Source organism: Actinopolymorpha cephalotaxi (assembly GCF_013408535.1).
Taxonomy (GTDB): Bacteria; Actinomycetota; Actinomycetes; order Propionibacteriales; family Actinopolymorphaceae; genus Actinopolymorpha; species Actinopolymorpha cephalotaxi.
In genome coordinates, this window is the sequence record NZ_JACBZA010000001.1 from 1,638,395 (window position 1) to 1,659,232 (window position 20,838).

General features: G+C 71.9%; 20 protein-coding genes. 13 read left to right on the forward strand and 7 right to left on the reverse strand.

The features are described from left to right. The first annotated feature begins 114 nt into the window (after window positions 1–114). From FHR37_RS32955 to FHR37_RS07415, 7 genes are all read left to right on the forward strand, one after another. The gene (locus FHR37_RS32955) at window positions 115–1,401 is read left to right on the forward strand and encodes a sensor histidine kinase (RefSeq protein ID WP_202818186.1); all 1,287 of its coding nucleotides are present in this window, start codon (window positions 115–117) and stop codon (window positions 1,399–1,401) included. Further along, a complete protein-coding gene (locus FHR37_RS07390; protein WP_092884961.1) occupies window positions 1,398–2,045 on the forward strand; it encodes a response regulator in 648 nt (215 codons plus the stop codon). The genes FHR37_RS32955 and FHR37_RS07390 overlap by 4 nt, the downstream gene beginning before the upstream one ends. A 56-nt stretch (window positions 2,046–2,101) precedes the next feature. Then, a complete protein-coding gene (locus FHR37_RS07395) occupies window positions 2,102–2,836 on the forward strand; it encodes an endonuclease/exonuclease/phosphatase family protein (protein WP_092884959.1) in 735 nt (244 codons plus the stop codon). 88 nt (window positions 2,837–2,924) lie between these two features. Continuing rightward, a complete protein-coding gene (locus FHR37_RS07400) occupies window positions 2,925–3,941 on the forward strand; it encodes an aldo/keto reductase (protein ID WP_092884957.1) in 1,017 nt (338 codons plus the stop codon). After that, the gene (locus FHR37_RS07405; RefSeq protein ID WP_092884955.1) at window positions 3,938–5,323 is read left to right on the forward strand and encodes a GH1 family beta-glucosidase; all 1,386 of its coding nucleotides are present in this window, start codon (window positions 3,938–3,940) and stop codon (window positions 5,321–5,323) included. Before FHR37_RS07400 ends, FHR37_RS07405 begins: the two co-directional genes overlap by 4 nt. Continuing rightward, window positions 5,320–6,069: an SDR family NAD(P)-dependent oxidoreductase gene (locus FHR37_RS07410; protein ID WP_092884953.1), complete on the forward strand. Its 750-nt coding sequence runs from the start codon at window positions 5,320–5,322 to the stop codon at window positions 6,067–6,069. The genes FHR37_RS07405 and FHR37_RS07410 overlap by 4 nt, the downstream gene beginning before the upstream one ends. 62 nt (window positions 6,070–6,131) lie before the next feature. Further along, a complete protein-coding gene (locus FHR37_RS07415; RefSeq protein ID WP_092884951.1) occupies window positions 6,132–6,650 on the forward strand; it encodes a 2,4'-dihydroxyacetophenone dioxygenase family protein in 519 nt (172 codons plus the stop codon). Between the two features lie 39 nt (window positions 6,651–6,689). Here the strand turns inward: FHR37_RS07415 and FHR37_RS07420 are convergent, their stop codons facing one another. Beyond that, complete coding sequence (locus tag FHR37_RS07420; protein ID WP_092884949.1) at window positions 6,690–7,604, reverse strand: hypothetical protein; 915 nt, start codon at window positions 7,602–7,604, stop codon at window positions 6,690–6,692. 2 nt (window positions 7,605–7,606) lie between these two features. Continuing rightward, the gene (locus FHR37_RS07425; protein WP_237768913.1) at window positions 7,607–8,461 is read right to left on the reverse strand and encodes an alpha/beta hydrolase; all 855 of its coding nucleotides are present in this window, start codon (window positions 8,459–8,461) and stop codon (window positions 7,607–7,609) included. 265 nt (window positions 8,462–8,726) lie between these two features. Between FHR37_RS07425 and FHR37_RS07430 the strand changes: the two genes are divergently transcribed. The 5 genes from FHR37_RS07430 (at window position 8,727) to FHR37_RS07450 (ending at window position 14,277) form a co-directional block, all read left to right on the forward strand. Continuing rightward, window positions 8,727–9,590, forward strand: coding sequence for a lysophospholipid acyltransferase family protein (locus FHR37_RS07430; RefSeq protein ID WP_092884945.1), 864 nt, complete (start codon window positions 8,727–8,729; stop codon window positions 9,588–9,590). Window positions 9,591–9,604: 14 nt separating this feature from the next. Next, window positions 9,605–11,062 carry a MacS family sensor histidine kinase gene (gene macS, locus FHR37_RS07435; protein WP_202818185.1) on the forward strand — a complete coding sequence of 486 codons (1,458 nt, stop codon included), beginning with the start codon at window positions 9,605–9,607 and terminating at the stop codon, window positions 11,060–11,062. 33 nt (window positions 11,063–11,095) lie between these two features. After that, on the forward strand, window positions 11,096–11,752 hold the full coding sequence (locus tag FHR37_RS07440; RefSeq protein WP_092884943.1) for a response regulator: 657 nt from the start codon (window positions 11,096–11,098) through the stop codon (window positions 11,750–11,752). A gap of 101 nt (window positions 11,753–11,853) precedes the next feature. After that, complete coding sequence (locus FHR37_RS07445; protein ID WP_092884941.1) at window positions 11,854–12,879, forward strand: 6-phosphofructokinase; 1,026 nt, start codon at window positions 11,854–11,856, stop codon at window positions 12,877–12,879. A gap of 69 nt (window positions 12,880–12,948) precedes the next feature. Next, on the forward strand, window positions 12,949–14,277 hold the full coding sequence (locus tag FHR37_RS07450) for a class II 3-deoxy-7-phosphoheptulonate synthase (protein WP_092884939.1): 1,329 nt from the start codon (window positions 12,949–12,951) through the stop codon (window positions 14,275–14,277). Between the two features lie 90 nt (window positions 14,278–14,367). Here FHR37_RS07450 and FHR37_RS07455 read toward each other — a convergent pair whose 3' ends face one another. The 3 genes from FHR37_RS07455 to FHR37_RS07465 form a co-directional block, all read right to left on the reverse strand. Continuing rightward, the gene (locus FHR37_RS07455; RefSeq protein WP_092884937.1) at window positions 14,368–15,693 is read right to left on the reverse strand and encodes a mandelate racemase/muconate lactonizing enzyme family protein; all 1,326 of its coding nucleotides are present in this window, start codon (window positions 15,691–15,693) and stop codon (window positions 14,368–14,370) included. Next, window positions 15,636–16,493, reverse strand: a complete 858-nt coding sequence (locus FHR37_RS07460) for an RraA family protein (protein WP_092884935.1) — start codon at window positions 16,491–16,493, stop codon at window positions 15,636–15,638. Before FHR37_RS07460 ends, FHR37_RS07455 begins: the two co-directional genes overlap by 58 nt. Window positions 16,494–16,663: 170 nt before the next feature. Next, window positions 16,664–17,554 (reverse strand): phytanoyl-CoA dioxygenase family protein, encoded by an 891-nt coding sequence (locus tag FHR37_RS07465; protein WP_092884933.1) that lies wholly within the window; start codon window positions 17,552–17,554, stop codon window positions 16,664–16,666. A gap of 123 nt (window positions 17,555–17,677) precedes the next feature. Between FHR37_RS07465 and FHR37_RS07470 the strand changes: the two genes are divergently transcribed. After that, complete coding sequence (locus FHR37_RS07470; protein ID WP_330831727.1) at window positions 17,678–18,775, forward strand: threonine aldolase family protein; 1,098 nt, start codon at window positions 17,678–17,680, stop codon at window positions 18,773–18,775. A gap of 27 nt (window positions 18,776–18,802) precedes the next feature. On the opposite strand, the gene aroF is transcribed toward FHR37_RS07470, so the two are convergent. Beyond that, window positions 18,803–19,882, reverse strand: coding sequence for a 3-deoxy-7-phosphoheptulonate synthase (gene aroF / locus FHR37_RS07475; RefSeq protein WP_092884931.1), 1,080 nt, complete (start codon window positions 19,880–19,882; stop codon window positions 18,803–18,805). A 198-nt stretch (window positions 19,883–20,080) separates the two neighbouring features. Then, complete coding sequence (locus FHR37_RS07480) at window positions 20,081–20,644, reverse strand: molybdopterin-dependent oxidoreductase (RefSeq protein ID WP_237768912.1); 564 nt, start codon at window positions 20,642–20,644, stop codon at window positions 20,081–20,083. Between the last annotated feature and the right edge of the window lie 194 nt (window positions 20,645–20,838).

The window sequence follows — 20,838 nt, forward strand, 5'->3', positions numbered from 1 at the left end:
AACGCGGACCCGGCAGGAATCGGCCTGTGGTCGAGTGCGGCCTCATCCTTAGGTAGTGGGTGCGCTGACGATCGGCCGAGGGCTCACCCGGAGAGTCCGTCCTACCCTGTCGAGGTGGACAGGACCGAGGTGGTCGGCGAGCGGGTGCAGCGCTGGGTGGCCCGTGCGTACGACCGGAGCGCGCCGTGGCTGCTCGGTGCCGCGGTGTTCGGGCAGTCGATCGCGACGGTGCGCGACTGGACCGCGCCGGTGGTGCTCGTCCTGACCTCACTGACGGCAGTGGCCGCCGGGGTGGCCAGACGGAGCAGGTGGCCGTTGTTCACCACGACGGCGGCCGGGGTGCTCCTGCTCGGCCTGTGGCCGGGCCTGCTGGTCTCCGCCTACTACGCCGGAACCACCCTGCGCCGGCGTCGTGAGCTCGCGGCGTTCCTGGGCGGATGCCTCGCCGTGATCCTTCCGGCGTACACCTTCTTCACCGACCTCGGGGTGCACATGGTGGGGTGCAGTCAACCCTGCCTTGGCACCGGCGCGCAGCTGGACGGCCTTGCCAACAAGGGCTCCGCGCTGCTGTTCATCGGCATGGGCCTGGTGGTGGGGCTGTGGGTGCGGGCACGCCGCGACGTGCTCGCCGGCCTGCACGAGCGTGCCGAACGCCTGGAACGCGAACAGGCTGCCCGGGCCGAGCAGGCACGCGGGCAGGAGCGGGCCCGGATCGCCCGGGAGATGCACGACGTGGTGGCCCACCGGGTGTCGTTGATGGTCCTGCACGCGGGTGCGCTCGAGGTGAACGCACCGGACGAGCGGACGGCCCGGGCCGCCGAACTGATCCGGGGCACCGGGCGGGATGCGCTGGAGAACCTGCGGGAGGTGCTCGGGGTGCTACGCGCGCCGGCCGGTGCGCCGGCTCCGCTCACACCGCAACCCGGCCTTGACGACGTGGCCGGGCTGGTCGCGCAGTCGCGGGCGGCGGGCGTCGAGGTCACCCGCCGGGACGAGGGCACGCCGAGGGAGCTGCCGGCGATGGTGGGGAGTACGGCCTACCGGATCGTGCAGGAGGGGCTGACCAACGTGCACAAGCACGCGCCGGGGGCGCCGGTCGAGGTCGTGGTCGGCTACGGCCCCGAGGAGGTGTCGGTGACGGTTCGCAACGAGGCGCCGACCCGGCAGGCGACCGGGCCGGGCGGCGGTTTCGGGCTGGTCGGTCTGCGCGAGCGCGTTCACCTGCTGGGCGGTGAGTTCCGGGCCGGCCCGACCGCACGAGGCGGCTTCGAGGTCGTCGCCGTGCTGCCCGCGCGCACCTCCCGTTCCGGCACCGAGACGGCCGGTACCCAGACGGCCGGCACCGAGACGGCCGGCACCGACCTGCCGTACGCAGCACACGACAGGGGAGCGGCGACATGATCCGTGTTCTGGTGGTGGACGACGAGGCGCTGGTCCGGTCCGGACTGCGGATGATCCTGGAGGCCGCCGACGACGTGGTGGTCGTGGCGGAGGCCAGGGACGGCCGGGACGCGATCGCCGCGGTGAGCAGGCACCGGCCCGACGTGGTGCTGATGGACGTACGCATGCCGGAGCTGGACGGCGTACGGGCCGCGGCGGAGATCGGGCGCGCCCCGGCCCCGTCGAAGGTGATCATGCTGACCACCTTCGACCTGGACGAGTACGTCCACGCCGCGCTGCGCGCGGGCGCGGTCGGCTTCCTGCTCAAGGACACCCCGCCGCGTGACCTGGTGGCCGCGGTCCGGACCGTCGCCGCCGGCAACGCGATGCTGGCGCCGGAAGTGACCAAACGGCTGATCAGTTCCTTTGCCGACCGCGGTCCCAGCCGGGCGGAGGCGGCCCGGGAAAGGCTGCGGGTGCTGACCGGCCGCGAGCACGAGGTCGTTCGCACCATCGCCCGTGGCCTGTCGAACGCCGAGATCGGCCGGGAGCTGGCGATGAGCGAGGCGACCGTGAAGGCACATGTCAGCAGGTCGCTGGCCAAGCTCAGCCTGGACAACCGCGTGCAGGCCGCGATCCTGGTGCACGAAGCCGACCTGGCCTGACCTGACCTGACCCGAGCCGCGCGCTTTGCCGTAGCCGGGTCGGCTACGGTCGACCGGTGACGACGGTGCGGCTGATGACCTACAACGTGCACGGCCTGCGGGACGACCTGTCCGCCCTGACGGCGGTCGTCGAAGACCTCCGGCCAGACGTCCTTGTCGTGCAGGAGGCGCCGAAGCTGCTGCGCTGGCGCTCCCGGTGTGCGGGGTTCGCCCGGGCCGCCGGCCTGCTTTACGTCGCGGGCGGTCGTACGGCGGGCGGCAACCTGCTGCTGGCCCACCAGCGGACCGTCGTACACGGCCATGCCGAGGAACGCATCCCGCAACGGCTCCGCGACCCGATCCGTGGCGTGGTGTCGGCGACGCTCGGTGTGGGCGGGAGGAAGTTCGGCGTGGTGGGCGTGCATCTGAGCCTGTCCGCGGCCGGCCGGGTGCGCGACGTCGACCGGGTGCTGGCGACGGTCCGGTCGTTCGGCGACCTGCCGGTCCTGGTGGCCGGCGACCTGAACGAACACCCCGGCGGGCCGAGCTGGCGCGCGCTCACCGGAGCCGGACTGCAGGATGTGGCCGGCGACGGAGCCCACACCTTCCCGGCGGGCGAACCCCGGGCCCGCATCGACGCCGTGTTCGTCTCGTCCGGGGGAGGAGTGCGCGGCCGGGCCGTCGACCTGCCGGCCGACGACGAGAGCCGCGCCCGGCTGGCCCGTGCCTCCGACCACCGGCCGGTTGTGGTGGACGTCGAGCTGGGCACCGATCTGGGCACCGACCCGGGCACTGACCTGGGCACCGGTTGACCGCCGTCGGGGTGCACCCGGAGGATTCGAAGGTCGTGCACTCGGCCTGGCCCCAGACGCCGACAGCACACAACCAGGACGGAGCTGCATGAGCCGTACGAGTCACACCAGCCACGTGAGTCCACCCGACCTGGGCGGGAAGCACCCGCTCGCCCGGCGCCGGCTCGGCTCGACCGGGCTGGAGGTGACGCCGATCTGTCTGGGCTGCGGCGTGCTGGGCGGAATGCCGGGGATCTTCGGGTACGACGTGGCGGCCGAGCGCGGCGTCGCGACCGTACGTGCGGCGCTGGCGAGCCCGCTCAACTTCCTCGACACCTCGGCCGGCTACAGCGACGGCGAGAGCGAACGCCGGGTGGGCGCGGCGATCGCCGAGCAGGGTGGGCTGCCGCCCGGTTTCGTACTGGCCACCAAGGTCGACCCCGACCCGAGGACCGGTGACTACTCCGGTGACCAGGTGCGGCGCAGCGCCGAGCAGAGCCTGGAACGCCTGGGCCTGGACAGCTTCGACCTGCTCTACCTGCACGACCCGGAGGTGATCGGCTTCGAGGCGGCGACGGCCTCCGGCGGGGCGGTGGAGGGGCTGATCGACCTTGCGGAGCAGGGCATCGCCCGGCACCTCGGCGTGGCCGGCGGACCTGTGGACCTGCTGGGCCGGTTCGTGGACACCGGTGCGTTCGAGGTGGTGCTCACCCACAACCGCTACACGCTGGTGGACCAGTCCGCCCGCGGCCTGCTCGAGCAGGCAAGGGCCGCCGGGGTGGCGGTCGTCAACGCCGCGCCGTTCGGCGGCGGCCTGCTGGCCAAGGGACCCGGCGCCCTGCGCACGTACGCCTACAGCGAGGCCGACGCCGGCCTGCTGGCCCGGGTGCGCGCCATGGCCGACACCTGTGCGGCGTACGACGTGCCACTCGGCGCGGCGGCCCTGCAGTACTCCCTGCGGCAACCACTGATCACCTCCACGGTGGTCGGCATCTCCGCGCCGGAACGCGTGGACCAGACCCTCGCCTGGGCGACCTGGCCGATCCCGGACGAGCTGTGGGCGTCCCTGCAGATCCTGGCCGAGAGCGGGAACGACCCCGGCAGCGACGAGGAAGGCAGATCATGACCGACGCGACACCGGTGCGGTTCCCCGACGGCTTCTCCTGGGGCGTGGCGACCGCGAGCTACCAGATCGAGGGCGCGGTCGAGGCGGACGGACGCCGCCCGTCCATCTGGGACACGTTCTCCCACCAGCAGGGCAACGTCAGCGACGGCTCCAGCGGCGACGTCGCCTGCGACCACTACCACCGCTACCGCGAGGACGTCGACCTGATCGCGGGCCTCGGCGTCGGCACGTACCGCTTCTCACTGGCCTGGCCGCGGCTGCAGCCGGACGGGCGCGGACCGATCAACCAGGCGGGCCTGGACTTCTACCTCCGGCTGCTGGACGCCCTGCAGGAGAAGGGGATCCGGCCGTGGGTGACGCTCTACCACTGGGATCTCCCGCAGGCGCTGGAGGACGCTGGCGGCTGGCCGGCGCGGGACACCGTGTACCGCTTCGCCGACTACGCGACCGCGGTGTACGAACGCCTGCACGACCGGGTCGCGGACTGGACGACGCTGAACGAGCCCTGGTGTTCGGCGTACCTCGGCTACGGCATCGGCCAGCACGCGCCCGGCGTCCGCGACCCGCGCGCCGCCCTGCACGCCGCGCACCACCTGCTGCTCGGGCACGGTCTCGCCGTCCGGGGCATGCGGGCGGTCACTCCTGAGACCACCAACAGGTTCGGCATCACGCTCAACCTGTGGCCGGTGTCCGCGGCCACCGACCTGCCCGGCGACCTGGACGCCGCCCGCCGGGTGGACGGCATCAGCAACCGCGCGTTCCTGGACCCCCTGCTGCGCGGCAGCTACCCCGACGACGTGCTCGCCGACGTCGCGGACATCACCGACACCGCGCACATCCAGCCCGGTGACACCGAGACGATCGCCGCGCCGATCGACGTACTCGGCATCAACTACTACAGCCCGACCTACGTCCGGCAGCGCGAGTCGGCCGGGCCGGCGGGCAGCACGCCGTGGGTCGGCTGCGAGGACGTGGAATCGGTCCCACAGGGGTTCCCGACCACCGACATGGGCTGGGAGATCGAACCGGACGGCCTGCGCCGGCTGCTGGTGCGGCTGCGCGACGACTACCCGCCGATCCCGTTGTACGTCACGGAGAACGGCATGGCGGTCGCGGACGTCGTGGACGACGAGGGCAAGGTCCACGACCCCGAACGCATCGGCTACCTCGACGGCCACCTGCGGGCCTGCCGGCAGGCGATGGACGAGGGAGTCGACCTGCGCGGCTACTTCGCGTGGACGCTGTACGACAACTTCGAATGGTCCTTCGGGTACAGCAAGCGGTTCGGCGTGGTGTATCTCGACACCAGCACGCAGGTGCGGATCCCGAAGTCGAGCGCCGCGTGGTACGCCCAGGTCGCCCGCACCGGCGAACTGCCGTGAGCCGTTCGGTCGTGGTCGTCGGGGGCGGGGGCGGCATCGGCGGTGCCGTCGCCAGGCGGTTCGCCGCGCTGGGTGCGCGGGTCGCGGTCGCCGACGTCGCGCGCCCCGGCGTACGCGCCGAAGGCGCCGGCGGCGACGGCGGTGCCGACGGCGACAGTGGTGCCAACGGGACCGGCACGATCGCGGAGTACGCCGAGGTGGACGTGACGCGGGAGGACGAGCTCGCCGACTTCCTCACCGGCCTGGAACGCCTGGACGTCCTGGTGAACAGCGCGGGCATCATCCGCAGGCGCGATGAGTTCCGGATCGAGGTCTTCGAGCGGGTCCTCGACGTCAACCTCACCGGGACGATGCGCGCCTGCGTGGCCGCCCGGCCGTTGCTGGCGAGGTCGGCCGGCTGCGTCGTCAACGTCGCCTCGATGCTGAGCTACTTCGGCGGGCCACTGGTGCCGGCGTACACCGCCAGCAAGGGCGGCATCGTCGCCCTCACCAGGTCCCTCGCGGTCGCGTTCGCCGAGGACGGCATCCGGGTCAACGCCGTCGCCCCCGGCTGGATCAGCACCGAGCTCACCACCGCACTGCGCGAGGACCCCGAGGCCGAACGCCGCATCCTCGACCGCACGCCGCTGCGCCGCTGGGGTACGCCCGACGACGTGGCCGGCGTGGTGGAGTTCCTCGCCTCCCCGGCGGCGGCGTTCATGACCGGTGCGGTCGTACCCGTTGACGGCGGCTACCTCGTCGCGTGAGTGTCGTCGCGTACCCCTGATCGCGTACCACCAGATCGTGTACCGAGACGAAGGGACCGCCCATGAGCGAGGCCAGCACCCACGACGTGGTGTTCGGCAAGGTGACCGAGTCGTTCGGAGTGCAGCCGGAGATCGCGGTCGCCGCGATGCCGGACGACGAGCGGCTGTGGGTCGAGCAGGAGAACGGCGTGTTCTTCCGCCCGCTGCTGTTCAACACCGTGGTCGGCCAGTGGTGCAACCTGCTGCGCGTCACCCGGTCCGGTGTGGTGTCCCGGCACCGTCACCCGGCCGCGGTGTTCGGCTACGTGATCAGGGGCAAGTGGCACTACTACGAGCACGACTGGGTGGCCGAGGCCGGGCACTTCGTGTTCGAGCCGCCCGGTGAGATCCACACCCTCGCGGTGCCGGAGGACTGCGAGGACATGGTGACGTTCTTCAACATCACCGGCGCGATGATCTACCTCGACGAGGAAGGGCGCCAGATCGGGTACGAGGACGTCTGGACCAAGATCGAGCTGTGCCGCGCCCACTACGAGAAGGTCGGCCTGGGCGCGGACTTCGTGGACCAGTTCATCCGCTGAGCCGGTCGGCATGCTCGCGCGACCGGGGCCGCCGTCCGGTCAGACGATGGCGCCGTCGTCGTCGTCCGGCGGGCCGCCCTTCATCCGCGTCACCAGGGTGACGAACCCGCCGATGAACGCCAGTACGCCGAACGCGACCGACCAGCTCGGGAGGTAACCGCCGACGAACACGGTGAGCAGGAGCAGCGCCGGTCCGCCGAGCATGGCGGCCCAGGCCGCCTTCGTCACCGGGTCCAGGCTGGGCAGCGGCGGGGGAGGCGGCGGGACGAAGCGGTCCTCCGCCGGCCGCGGCGAGGGCTGGGCCGGGCGCCGCTCCGCTGGCCAGGCCTTCTCGGCATCCTCGGCCACGGTGTCGCGAGCCTTGTCGCCGTCGGCCCTGTGGCCATCGCGCGCCTTGCCGCTGTCGGCGTCCTTGTTCTCGACGTTGTCCGGATCGCCGTCGCCGGCAGCGTCCCGGCTCGGCGGCTCGACGTCCTCGATGGCCGGCCACCGGGGTACGACGTCCTCGAGCACCCGGTCGTAGCCCGCCACGATCTCGGCCCAGAGCCGGTCCTCGTCGAAGGTCGCCATCCGGGCCGCGTCGGATCGGTGGTCGCCGTCGCCGGGACCGGTACCGGCCGGAGCGACCTCGGCCACGGGACCGTCGGCGGACGCCTCGTCGGACGGGGCGTCCGGCGCACAGGCGGCGGGAGCGCCCTCACCCTCGCGGATCCTCGTCAGCTGCTCGCCGAGCAGGGCCTTGGCGTGGTCCTGCGCACCCTCGTCGACGTAGAGCCGGTCACACGGAGTCGGTGGAAGCCGGATCTCCCGGCACGGCTCCGCGACCGGCGGGCACGGGTCGGCGTAGGCGGCCACCCGCGCGCCGGCCAGGATCGCCAGCATGGTGTCGGCGACCTCGGGGGCGAGGTCGGCGATGGCGACGTACGACGGGGCGCTCAGACCGTTGTCCCGCATCGCTACCTCCCGGAGTCGTTCCGAGCTGCCAGGTCCGGGCCTGCCGGGGGCGGCCCCGCCGGGGGCCGTCCGGTCGGCTGACCGGACGAGCTCCGCCCGGTCAGGGTCCGGCACAGACGTTCGACGAAACCGGCCGTCTCGGTGAAGATCGTCGGCGCGTCGTAGTCGAGTGTGGCGACATGGTAGCTGTCGGGGAGCGAGTGTTCCTCGATCTCGTGGGAGCCGACCCTGGCGCGCAGCAACCGCAGGCTCGACCCGTCGACCACGTGGTCCTGCGGCGAGCGGAAGACGAGCATCGGCGCGCGGACCGACGGCAGGTCGGCGGCCACCGTCCGCCACAGCCGGGTGAGGGAGTGCAGTGCCGTCAGCGGGGTCCGCTCGTAGGCGCCCTCGTGGTCGCCGGGCTTGTGGATGTCACCGCCGATGGCCGGGACCGAGGCGAGGAAGTGGCGCAGGACGGGCAGCGCCGGCAGCCGCGGGTCGTTGCCACGCAACGCCGGGTTGACGAGGACGATCCCGTCCACCTCGTCGCCGTACACCTGCGCCAGCCGCAGGGCGAGGCAGCCGCCCATCGACTGGCCGCCGACGACCACCACCTCGCACTCCTCGCGCAACCGGAGGAAGTCCCGCTCCAGCGCGGCGAACCAGTCCGGCCAGCCGGTGCGGTCGAGGTCGGTCCAGGTGGTGCCGTGGCCCGGCAGCCGGGGTACGGCGACCCGGAAGCCGCGTTCGGCGAGGTAGGTGGCCCACGGCCTGATCGAGGCGGGCGAGCCGGTGAAACCGTGGGACAGCAGCACGCCGGCGGTCCCGGTGCCGGCGTACAGCGGTTCGGCGTACGGCTTCACTCGCACAGGCACGCTCCTGAAGGTCGCGCGACGGAGACGCGGAGGTCCGGTGGGAATCGTGTCACGGTCGGTTCACCCGCGCGGAGGCGGCCGGGGGTCGGTCCGGACCCCGGCCGGGCCGTCGCCAGGTCGCCGATCCGATCCGGTCCACAGAGGCGATACCCCACGGGCGGGCCCGCACTACTTGCGGCCGGCCCGGTGACGACCCGTGGGAGGGTCGGCGTTGCTCCGGGCCCGGACGAGGCCTAGGGTTCTCGGGCAAAGACGGAGGTGGGGTTTGTTCTACTGGTTCCTCAAGGTCTTCGCCCTGGGGCCGTTGCTGAGAACGGTCTTCCGCCCCTGGGTCGACGGCCTCGAGAACGTCCCCCGCGAAGGTCCAGCCATCTTCGCGAGCAACCACCTGTCGTTTTCGGACTCGGTGTGGCTTCCGCTGGTCCTTCCCCGGCGGATCACGTTCCCGGCCAAGATCGAGTACTTCATCGGTACGGGCATCAAGGGCCGCCTCACCGCGCTGTTCTTCCGCGGCATCGGCCAGGTCCCGATCGACCGGACCGGCGGCCGGGCCAGCCAGGTCGCGCTCGACGCCGGGCACAAGCTCCTGCAGAAGGGCGAGCTGTTCGGGATCTATCCCGAGGGCACCCGTTCGCCCGACGGCAAGCTCTACAAGGGCAAGACCGGCGTGGCCCGCCTCGCGCTGGCCTCCGGCGCCCCGGTGATCCCGGTGGCCATGATCGGCACCGACAAGATGCAGCCGCCGGGCAAGGCACTGCCGAAGCTGATGCGGCCCGGCGTGCGGATCGGCAAGCCGCTGGACTTCTCCCGCTACGAGGGCATGGAGGAGGACCGGTTCGTCCTGCGCTCGGTCACCGACGAGATCATGTACGAGCTGATGGAGCTGTCCGGCCAGGAATACGTCGACATGTACGCCCAGAAGGCCAAGGACGAGCTCGGCAAGCGGCGCGGCAGCGACGCGGGTGAGAAGTCGGTGGGCTCCACGGGCAGCTCCGGTTCGGACAGCGCGGCCCAGTCCGGCTCCGGCACCGGCTCCGGCACCGGCTCCGGCAACGGCACCGGTCAGGCAGCCGGCTCCGGACCCGACGAGCCGGGCACCGACGGCGCCGCCGTCCGCAGGGCGAGCTGAGAGAGGGACCGACCATGGGGGCGGGCGGCCGGTTGCCGATGCTGCCGGGTTCTGGACGTACGCGCGCGAACGCCGGCGCCGACGGCACGGCCTCGCTGTGGAAGGCGCTGGCGGTCCTGCGGTTCGTCGTGCTGGCCCAGGCGCTGGCGGTCAACCTGTTCCGTTGGGAGCGATTCGACCATCCGCTGACCGGCTGGCTCGTTTTGACCGTCATCTCCGCCTGGACGCTGGTCGCCACCTGGGCCTACGACGCACCCGAACGCCGCCGGTGGCCGCTCCTCTCCGCCGACCTCGCGGTGGCGGTCGGCTCGATCCTGATCACGCCGTACGTCCTCAGCCCGGAGATGCTGAACCGGCACGACTTCACCCTGCCGACGTACTGGGTGACCGCGGCCGTGCTGGCGTGGGCGATCAGGTACGGCTGGATCGGCGGCGTCCTCGCGGCCCTGGTGATCTCCCCGGCCGACATCGCCACCCGGGCACACATCACCTCCACCACGTTCAGCAACCTCTTCCTGCTGCTGCTGGCCGGGGCGATGGTCGGTTACGCCGCCTCGCTCGCCCGCAGCGCCGCGGCCGACCGCGCCCGGGCCACCGAGCTGGCCGCCCGGACCGCGGAGCGGGAACGCCTCGCCCGGGCGGTGCACGACGGCGTGCTGCAGGTTCTGGCGTACGTCCAGCGGCGGGGGAACGAGCTCGGCGGTGAGGCCGGCGACATCGCCCGCGCCGCCGGCGAGCAGGGCGAACTGCTGCGTGCGCTGGTCAACGGCCAGCCGATGCCGGTGGCGGGGGAGCGAGTCGGCCAGTCGGCCCTGTCGGGGCTCTCGGGGTTGTCGGAGTTCTCGGGGCACGCCATGCAGCAGGCCGTCGACGAGACCGACACCGGCATGATCGACGTCGGTGGCCGGCTCACCGGCCTCGGCGCGGCCGGGATCTCCGTCGCCACCCCGGCCGACCCGGTGCTGCTTGCGGGCAGCGTCGCCACCGAGCTGGTCGCCGCCGTCCGTGCCGCGCTGGACAACGTCGCCCGGCACGCTCCGGGCGCCAGGGCGTTCATCCTGCTCGAGGACGACGGCGAGGCGGTGACGGTGAGCGTCCGCGACGACGGGCCGGGGATCCCCCCGGGCCGGCTGGACCAGGCCGAGGCCGACGGCCGGATGGGGGTGAGCCGCTCGATCGTGGGCCGGCTGACCGAGCTCGGCGGCACGGCCACGCTGTCCGCCACCCCGGCCGGGACCGAGTGGGAGCTCCGGGTGCCTCGCGCCGCCGCCGACGCGGCGCCCGCCTCGACCGGGCTCCGGTGGACGCCGCCGGGATGGCTGGCAGGCAGGCGTTCGACCAGACCGGATGCCCACCCGGCTACCGACCCGGATGGCGACCTGGATGGCCGGTCGCGAGCCCGGCCGGAGCCCCGGCCCGGCACTGAGCCGCAACCGGATCACGAACCGGATGCCAAAGCGGATATCGGGTGACGAACCGGCTCGCACGTTGCGTAAGGTCGGTGCATGATCCGGGTGATGGTGGTCGACGACCATCCGATGTGGCGCGGTGCCGTGTCCAGCGACCTGCAGCAGGCCGGATTCGAGGTCGTCGCGGAGGCCGGCGCGGGTGACGAGGCGCTGCGCCGCGCGGAGGCGACCCGGCCCGACGTGGTGGTGCTCGACCTGCAGATCCCGGTCCTCGGCGGCGTCGAGGTGACCCGCCGGTTGGCCGAGAGCGAGTCCCGCACCCGGGTGCTGATCCTGTCCGCCAGCGCCGAGCAGCTGGACGTGCTGGCCGCGGTCAAGGCCGGTGCCGCCGGCTATCTCGTGAAGTCCGCCTCCCGCGAGGAGCTTCTCGATGCCGTACGCCGGACCGCCGCCGGCGACGCCGTCTTCACCCCCGGGCTCGCCGGCCTCGTGCTGGGGGAGTTCCGCCGCCTGTCGGGCGCGTCCCGCGCGGCCGAGCCGGTCGCCCCGCAGCTGACCGAGCGGGAGACCGAGGTGCTGCGGCTGGTGGCCAAGGGGCTGAGCTACAAGGACATCGCCGACCGACTGGTGCTCTCCCACCGAACCGTGCAGAACCACGTCCAGAACACCCTGCGCAAGCTCCAGTTGCACAACCGGGTCGAACTCGTCCGGTACGCCCTGGAAAGCGGACTCGACAGCGCCGACGAGACCTGACGGGACCTGACGAGACCTGACGGCGGCCCTGCGGAGGGCGGCGAACCCGGCAGGGCTAGGCTCGACAGGACCTGTTCTTGCAGTCTTGGAAAGGACTGTCAATGCGAGTTGGTGTGCTCACTGGTGGTGGCGACTGCCCAGGACTGAACGCGGTCATCCGGGCCGTCGTACGCAAGGGAGCGTCCGAGTACGGCTATGACTTCGTCGGGTTCCGGGACGGCTGGAAGGGCCCGCTGGAAAACGTCACCTGCGAACTCGGCATCCCGCAGGTGCGGGGCATCCTCCCGCGCGGCGGAACCATCCTCGGATCGTCGCGGACCAACCCGTTCAAGGTGGACGGCGGCGTCGAGCGGATCAAGGAAAACCTGGCGAGCAACGGCGTGGACGCCCTGGTCGCGATCGGCGGCGAGGACACCCTCGGCGTGGCGACGAAGCTGTCCGAGCTCGGTGTCAACGTCGTCGGCGTGCCGAAGACCATCGACAACGACCTCGGCGCCACCGACTTCACGTTCGGCTTCGACACTGCGGTCAACATCGCCACCGAGGCGATCGACCGGCTGCACACCACGGCCGAGTCGCACCACCGGATCGTCGTGGTGGAGGTCATGGGCCGGCACGCGGGCTGGATCGCGCTGCACTCCGGCCTCGCCGGTGGCGCCAACGTCATCCTGATCCCCGAGGTGCCGTTCGACCTGGAGAAGGTCGTCGAGGACGTCGAGAGCCGCTTCCGTACCAACTTCTCGCCGATCATCGTGGTCGCCGAGGGTGCCACCCCGAAGGAGGGCACCCACGCCCTCGCCAACGAGGAGCTGGACTCCTTCGGCCACGTCCGCCTCGGCGGGGTGGGCGACATGATCGCCGCGGAGCTGGAGAAGCGGACCGGCAAGGAGGCCCGCGCGGTCGTCCTCGGCCACACCCAGCGCGGCGGCACGCCGACCGCGTTCGACCGCTGGCTGGCCACCAGGTTCGGCCTGCACGCGATCGAGGCGGTGCACGACGGCGACTTCGGCCAGATGGTCGCGCTGCGCGGCACCGACATCGTGCGGGCACCGCTGGCCGAGGCCACCCGTGAGCTGAAGGTCGTCACCCCCGAGCTGTACGCCGAGGCCGGCGTCCTGTTCGGCTGAGCCGCTCCTCGAAGATCGTCGTCCGGGGTCGGCGCGTCCGCGCGCCGGCCCCGGTCATACTCTCGTGACGTGAACTCTCTCCAGGCCTGGCGTGACCTCCCGGCCGCCCAACAGCCGGAATGGCCCGACGCGGGTGCGGTGCGGGCCGCCGCCGCACAGCTGCGGACGTTCCCTCCGCTGGTCTTCGCCGGCGAGTGCGACTCCCTCAAGGCGCGGCTCGCCGACGTCGCGGCGGGGCGGGCGTTCTTCCTGCAGGGCGGTGACTGCGCGGAGACGTTCAACGGCGTCGGCGCGGACGCGCTGCGCAACAAACTCCGCACGATCCTGCAGATGTCGGTGATCCTCACCTACGCCGGCAGCGTGCCGGTGGTCAAGGTCGGGCGGATCGCCGGTCAGTACGCCAAGCCGCGGTCCAAGCCGACCGAGGTGCGCGACGGCGTCGAGCTGCCCGCCTACCGCGGCGACGCGGTCAACGGCTTCCCGTTCACCCCCGAGGACCGCACGCCCGATCCGGACCGGTTGGTGCGGATGTACCACTCCTCGGCGGCCACGCTCAACCTCGCCCGGGCGTTCGTCGTCGGCGGCGAGGCAGACCTGCGCCAGGTGCACGCGTGGAACACCGACTTCGTGCGCGACAGCCCGGTCGGTGAGCGCTACGACCGGATGGCCCGCGACATCGACCGGGCCATCTCGTTCATGCACGCCTGCGGCGCGGACCCGGCGGAGTTCCACTCCGTCGACTTCTACGCCAGCCACGAGGCCCTGCTGCTCGACTACGAGGAGGCCCTCACCCGGATCGACTCCCGGACCGGCCTGCCCTACGACACCTCCGGCCACTTCCTGTGGATCGGCGAGCGGACCCGTCAGCTCGACGGCGCGCACCTGGAGTTCGCCCGGCACGTGCGCAACCCGATCGGGGTGAAGCTCGGCCCCACCACGACCCCGCAGGACGCGCTGACGCTGATCGAGCGGCTCGACCCCGACCGCGAGCCGGGCCGGCTCACGTTCATCACCCGGATGGGTGCGGGCCGGATCCGCGACGCGCTGCCTGAGCTGGTGGAGAAGGTCACCGCGAGCGGCGCCTCGGTCGCCTGGGTGTGCGACCCGATGCACGGCAACACCTTCGAGGCGCCGAACGGCTACAAGACGCGCCGCTTCGACGACGTACTGGAGGAGGTCGAGGGCTTCTTCGAGGTGCACCGGTCGCTCGGCACCGTGCCGGGCGGGCTGCACGTCGAGCTCACCGGCGACGCGGTGACCGAGTGCGTGGGCGGCGGGCACGCCCTGGCCGAGGCCGACCTGGTGCACCGGTACGAGACCGTGTGCGATCCGCGGCTCAACCGCGCGCAGTCGCTGGAGCTCGCGTTCCTCGTCGCGGAGATGCTGCACCGCGCCTGAGGTTTCGCCGTACGCCACGAACGGGCCGGGTGCTCCCCACAGGGGAGTCGCCCGGCCCGTTCGTTCATCGGCCTTTGTGAGCCGCCGTGGTCAGCTCCACAGCCGGTCCCGGTGAACCTCGGTGTCCCACACCTCGCTCGGCTCGAAGAAACTCGGGAACGCCGGGTCGAGGTGCTCGCGGAAGAGTTCCTCGTTGATGTCGTCGAAGCCCAGCCCGGGCTTGTCCGGCACGGTGATGTGGCCGTCCTCGATCAGCGGGCTGGGCAGCCCGGTCACCAGGTCGCTCCACCACGGCACGTCCACGGCGTGGTGTTCCAGCGCCAGGAAGTTGTGCGTGGCCGCCGCGATGTGGGCGCTCGCCAGCGTCGCGATCGGCGAGGCGGCCATGTGCAGCGCCATCGCGACGCCGTGCTCCTCGGCGAGGTCGCCGACCCGCTTGGTCTCCAGGATGCCGCCGGAGGTGGCCGGGTCGGGGTGCACGATCCGGATCGCCTCGGCCTCCAGCAGCGGCTTGAAGTTCTCCGCGAGGTAGATGTCCTCCCCGGTGCAGGTCGGGGTTGACAGTGCCGTGGTGAGCTCCCGCCACTGGGCGGTGAACTGCCACGGGACCAGGTCCTCCAGCCAGGCAAGGGCGAACGGCTCCAGCGCCCGGCCGACCCGCAGGCAGGAGTCGACGCCGATGTGGCCGAAGTGGTCGACGGCCAGCGGGATGTCGTACCCCACCGCCTCACGTACGGTCGCGACGTGCTCGGCCAGCAGGTCGACGCCCTTGTCGGTGACCCGGATCCCGGTGAACGGGTGCATCGTGGTGGTCTGCTCGCGGGCGCCCGGCGGTGCGATCAGCGCACCGGGCACGTCCCAGAGCAGGTTGATGCCCACGTCCATCTTCAGGAACTGGTAGCCCAGCTTGCGCCGCCCGACCAGCCGTTCGGCGAGCACCTGCGGGTCGGGGGAGTTCGGGGTGTCGGCGTAGCAGAGCACCCGATCGCGGAACTTCCCGCCGGCCAGGGCGTACGCCGGAACGCCGTACGCCTTGCCGGCAAGGTCCATCAGCGCCATCTCCACACCGCACACCCCGCCGCCCTGCCGGCCGTGGTGGCCGAACTGCTTGATGGCGCGGAAGAGCTTGTCGACGTTGCAGGGGTTCTCACCGACCAGCCGGGCCTTCAGCAGCAGGGCGAAGCTGCGGCTCGCGCCGTCGCGTACCTCGCCGTACCCGCTGATGCCCTGGTTGGTGTCGATCCGGATGATCGTGGACCGGAACGGCACCCCGGTGAGCGAGGCCACCCGCAGGTCGGTGATCCTCAGGTCGCTGGGCCGAGAGTGGGTGTTCACCCGGTCCAGCAACTGGTCGCCGGTCAGCTCCTGGTCGTGGCCTGCCCGGCCCGGTCCGCCTGCTCCTGCTCCTTGCGCCATCGCTGGAAGTCCTCCTCGATGTGGCTTTCCCACGTGCCGACGTCGATCTCCGCGCTGCTGTAGACCTGCTCTGCCAACCGGAGCTTGCCGAAGACGTCGCGGGTACGGATGTCCGCACTGGACTCGGCGACCATGGCGGCCAGGTGCGGTGGGATGAAGATGAGTCCGCTCGGCGTTCCGAGCACCACGTCGCCGGGGAGCACGGTCGCGTCGCCGATCCGGACGGGAAGGTTGATGCCGGCCAGGGTCACGTCCCTGATCGCGGTCGGGTCGGCGTCGCGAAAGAAGAAGTTGACACCGCCGTCGAGTTGGCTGATTCCCTGGTAGTCACGGATGCCACCGTGGATCACCGCGCCGACACCGGTGCGTGCGGCGATGGCGGTGCTGAGGTTGTCACCGACAACCGTGCCGTCGCGGACCTTGCCGAAGATGTCGGTGACCATGACGTCGCCGGGCACCAGCGTGGAGATGATCCAGGAGTTCTGCTTGTCGGGTGCGAGGTGACCCTCGCGGGCACCTGCGGCGACGACCGCACTGTCGAAGTCGGGACGGTGCGGCAGGAACTGCGAGGTGACCGCCCGGCCGACGAGGACGTTGCCGGGGTGGGTCTGGCGCCAGCCACCTGCGAACTGGCGGTCGTGGCCCTGCCGGCGGAGGACACCCCACGCCTCCTCGGTGGTGGCCAGCCGGATCTCCTCCAGCACCTCGTCAGGGACCTTCGGCCGCCCGTCCGGAAAGCGCTCGCCCTGCCAGGAGGACGTCAGCTCGATCAGGTCCTCGGGAGTGGGTTGGATTCGCATGAGTGAAGGGAACCTCCGCCGTCGGTGGATCTTCGCCAGATCGTAGGAGGGTTGCCGGGGGCAGGACAACGCGTACGTCCTGAGCCGGTTACCTGTGCCCGGATGTGGCGACCGGGCGGCCGGAACAGGCCTTCTTTTCCAGGGCTTTCCAGGCCCCTCCAGGGCTTGCTCTAGGAGATCGCGGCGAGGTACGGACTCATGTCCATGCCGGGGTAGCGGGCGCCGACGTTGGCGACGGTGGACTTGTTCCAGTACGCGTCGCCCACCCGGGGGAAGCCGACGAACTCACGCTGGCGTGGGGTGGCGTGCTCCAGGAAGTGGTTCATCTCCGGGCTGCCGCCGTCGTGCTGGAACGTCACCTGGCCACACCACGGGGTGTCCACCCGCTTGAAGCCGATGTTCTGGGCATACCTCAGGCCTTCGGACGCGGTGAGCGCGGAACCGCGGTGGAAGGTGTTCATCGAGTAGATCAGCACCGACCCGGCCGGAACGACCACCGGCACCTCGTGTGCGTACACCTCCGGCGATCCCTCGCGGGTGTGGAAACGCGGCTCCCGGGGGAGGTCGCGGGTGAACTTCTGCGACACCACGTAGGTGGGGCTGAGGTCCACGGTCACGTCGGTGTAGTAGATGATCGCCGGCAGGTCGACGATCTCGTCGTCCGGCGGCGGGCACACCAGCGTGTTGTTGCCGTAGTCAAGGTGGAGTTGCTGTTCGAAGTCGCGCGTACCCGCGTACTTCCCGCCCAGCTGGCCGTGGCTGAGCATCAGCCGGTCGGTGCCGATGACCCTTTCGGCGAACGCGATCAGCTCCGGATGCAGCGTCGTCTCGTTCAGCGCGTCACCGACGAAGGGGAAGGTGGCGAACGTGCGCAGCCGCCCACTCTTCGCGGCGACCGACTCCTCGTACCACCGCGGGTGCCGGGCGTACTCCTCCCACGGCGGCATGTACTCGTGGATGTTCTCGACGGTCGCTCGTACCTGGTCGTCGTCGAGCAGGGGCACCACGACGTACCCGTGCTCGCGCCAGTGCTGGTGGTCCGCTTCGCGAATGGTGCCCATTCCTCGAGGTTCCCTTCGTTGAGCGATTCGTCCACCTTAGGTTTGGCCCGGTCCGCTCCGGCCGGACGTGTCTGCTATCGGCCGGGCACCTGAACACCGGCGAGGTCGGCTAGCGTGCAGGTCGTGGCCGAGCTGGATAACACCGAGCTGGAGAACGCCGAGGTGGAGAACACGGACCGCGACCGTCCGGTGGACCTGCGAAGCGACACCGTGACCACGCCGACGGCGGGGATGCGGGCGGCGATGGCCCGGGCCGAGGTCGGCGACGACGTGTACGCCGAGGACCCCACCTGCCGCGCCCTGGAGGAACGCGTCGCCGATCTGCTCGGCACCGAGGCGGCGCTGTTCACCGTCACCGGTTCGCTGGCCAACCTGCTCGGCGTCCGCGCCCTGGTGAAGCCGGGGGAGGAGGTGCTGTGCGAGGCGCGGGCGCACATCGCCCGCGCGGAGCTCGGCGCCCACGCGACGGTCTTCGGCGTCACCAGCCGGACGTGGTCGCATCCGCGCGGACTGGTCGACCTGGCGGCCGTACGCGAACTGCTCGCGCCGGACGCCGGGCCCTACTTCGTGTCCACCGCCGCGGTGTCGGTGGAGAACACCCACAACTTCGGCGGCGGGTCGATCCAGCCGCTGGAATCCCTGCGCGAGTTGCGCGAGCTCACCGCGGCCAACGGCGTCGGCGTGCACCTGGACGGCGCCCGGCTGTGGAACGCCTGCGCCGCGACCGGGGTGGCGCCGGGCACCTACGCCGCCTGCGCCGACCTGGTGTCGGTCTGTCTGTCCAAGGGACTCGGCGCGCCGGTGGGCTCGCTGCTGGCCGGGCCGGCGGCGGCGATCGCCGACGCCCGGGTCTGGCGCAAGCGGCTCGGCGCCGGCTGGCGGCAGGCCGGGGTGCTCGCCGCGGCCGGGATGTACGCCCTGGACCACCACCTGGACCGGATCGCGCAGGACCACGCGAACGCCCGCGCCCTGGCCGACCGGCTGGCCGAGGTCGCGCCCGGCATCGTCGAGCCGGCCGGCGTACAGACCAACATCGTGGTGCTCGACCTGGCCGCCGCCGGGATCGGCACCGGCGCGGCCGAGGTCGCCGAGCGGGCCCGGGCGGCCGGGGTCCTGGTGTCCGTCCTCGGGCCGACCGCGCTGCGGCTGGTCACCCACCTGGACGTGGACGAGGCCGGCTGCCGGCATGCGGGCGAGGTGCTGACCACCGCCCTGAAGTAGGGGAGCCTGAAGGGGAACGGGCAGCGCTCAGGACGCCGGCGAACCCAGGCGTACGGCATCCGCGCCCTCACCACGCGGCAGGGCCGCCCTGCGGCCGAGCATCGGCGGCAGCCGGCGTACGGCCGTGGCGAGCTCGCGTAGTTCGGCACCGGCCAGCGCCTGCGCACCGTCGACCAGGGCGTTCTCCGGGTCGGGGTGCACGTCGATCAGCAGGCCGTCCGCTCCGGCGGCGATCGCCGCCCGGGCCAGCGGCACGATCAGGTCCCGGCGGCCGGCGGCGTGCGTCGGGTCGACCACGACCGGGAGGTGGGACAGCCGCTGGACGAGCGGGATCGACGCCAGGTCGAGCGTGGCGCTGGTGGCGGTCTCGAACGTCCGGATGCCGCGTTCGCAGAGCACGATCTCGCAGTTGCCGCGCTGGGCGAGGTACTCCGCGGCCATCAGCCACTCGTCCACGCTGGCCTGCAGCCCGCGCTTCAGCAGGACAGGCTTGTCCTGGCGGCCCACGCTGTCCAGCAGCGGGTAGTTCTGCATGTTGGCCGCGCCGATCTGGAGCATGTCGGCGTACGACGCCACCAGGTCGACGTCGGCAGGGTCGATCACCTCGGTGACGACATGCAGTCCGGTGGCCTCGCGGACGTCGGCGAGGATCCGCAACCCGTCCTTGCCCAGCCCCTGGAAGCCGGCGGGAAACGTGCGCGGCTTGTACGCCCCGCCGCGCAGCAGGGTGGCCCCGGCGCCGGCCGCCAGCCGGGCCGCGCCGAGCGTCTGCGCGGCACTCTCCACCGCGCACGGACCGGCGATCAGGGTGAAGGTCCCCGGGCCGACCGGCACCTCGCGGCCGCCGGAACCGACCCACACGACGGAGCGTTCGGTCCGGGCCTGGCGGTTGACGAGTTTGTACGGCTCGGTGACCCGGAGAACGGTGGCCACGCCCGGCATCCCCGCGAGGGTGAGCTCGGCCATGCGTGACCCCTCGCCGATGACCCCGACGATGGTGCGGTCCATGCCCCGGCTCACGAACGCCTGCGCACCCGCCGACTCGATCCGGGCCACCACCGCGGCAAGGTGCTCCGGCGGTGCGCCAGGATTCATCACCACGACCATGTGAGGCGCACCTCCGTCCCACACCGGCCACACTCCGGCCGGCGAGAGGGTGAGCGTAACCGGCGGACTCGGCTCCGTTGACCGAAACGTCCGGCATGTGGACGCGGCCGAGGTCTCAATCAGGTTGCGGTTGTGCGGCGGGTCGGCAGACGCCTTCGTACGCTGGGATCCCGGCCCGAACGGAGGAGTCCACACGACCTAGTTCGGGCCGGCGGCGGCGCCTTCCTGGTAGGCGTACCGCTCGCCCGACCAGGGGTCGGCGGAGTTGTGGTAGCCGCGTTCCTCCCAGAAGCCGCGCCGGTCCTCGGTGAGGTACTCGATCGCCCGGAGCCACTTCGGGCCCTTCCAGGCGTACAGGTGGGGGAGCACCAGGCGGAGCGGCCCGCCGTGTTCGGGGGAGAGGTCCTCACCACCCGCGCCGGTCGCCAGCAGGGTGCCCTCGGCCTGCAGGTCGGCGAGCCGGAGGTTGGCGGAGTAGCCGTACTGCGCCCAGGCCATGACGTGGCGTACGTCCTCACGGGGCGGCGCCAGCTCCAGCAGTGCCCGGGTGGGGATGCCCGTCCAGGTCAGGTCGAGCAGGCTGAACCCGTTCACGCAGTGCAGGTCGGCCAGCACGTCGACCCGGGGGAGGGCGGCCAGGGTCGCGAAGTCCAGGATGTGCTCGGTGCCGCTGGCGGTGGCGCCGATGACGCGGAAGTCCCAGCCCTGCGGATCGGTCGAGCGCGGGACCCGGCCGTAGTGCATGACCTTCCACGAGGACACACAGGTCTGCCCTGGCGGTACACCCCGGCGGGCGTCGATTCGCGCCAGGCGCTCCGGTGTGACATCCGCTCCGAAGTGCCGACCCTGCACCCAGTCATGGTCGCAGATCACCGGCGCCGGCGTGCGTGGAGGGCGGAACCCGACCGGAACGGGCCGGGAACCGGGCCGGAACCGGGCCGGACCCGGCTGGAAAC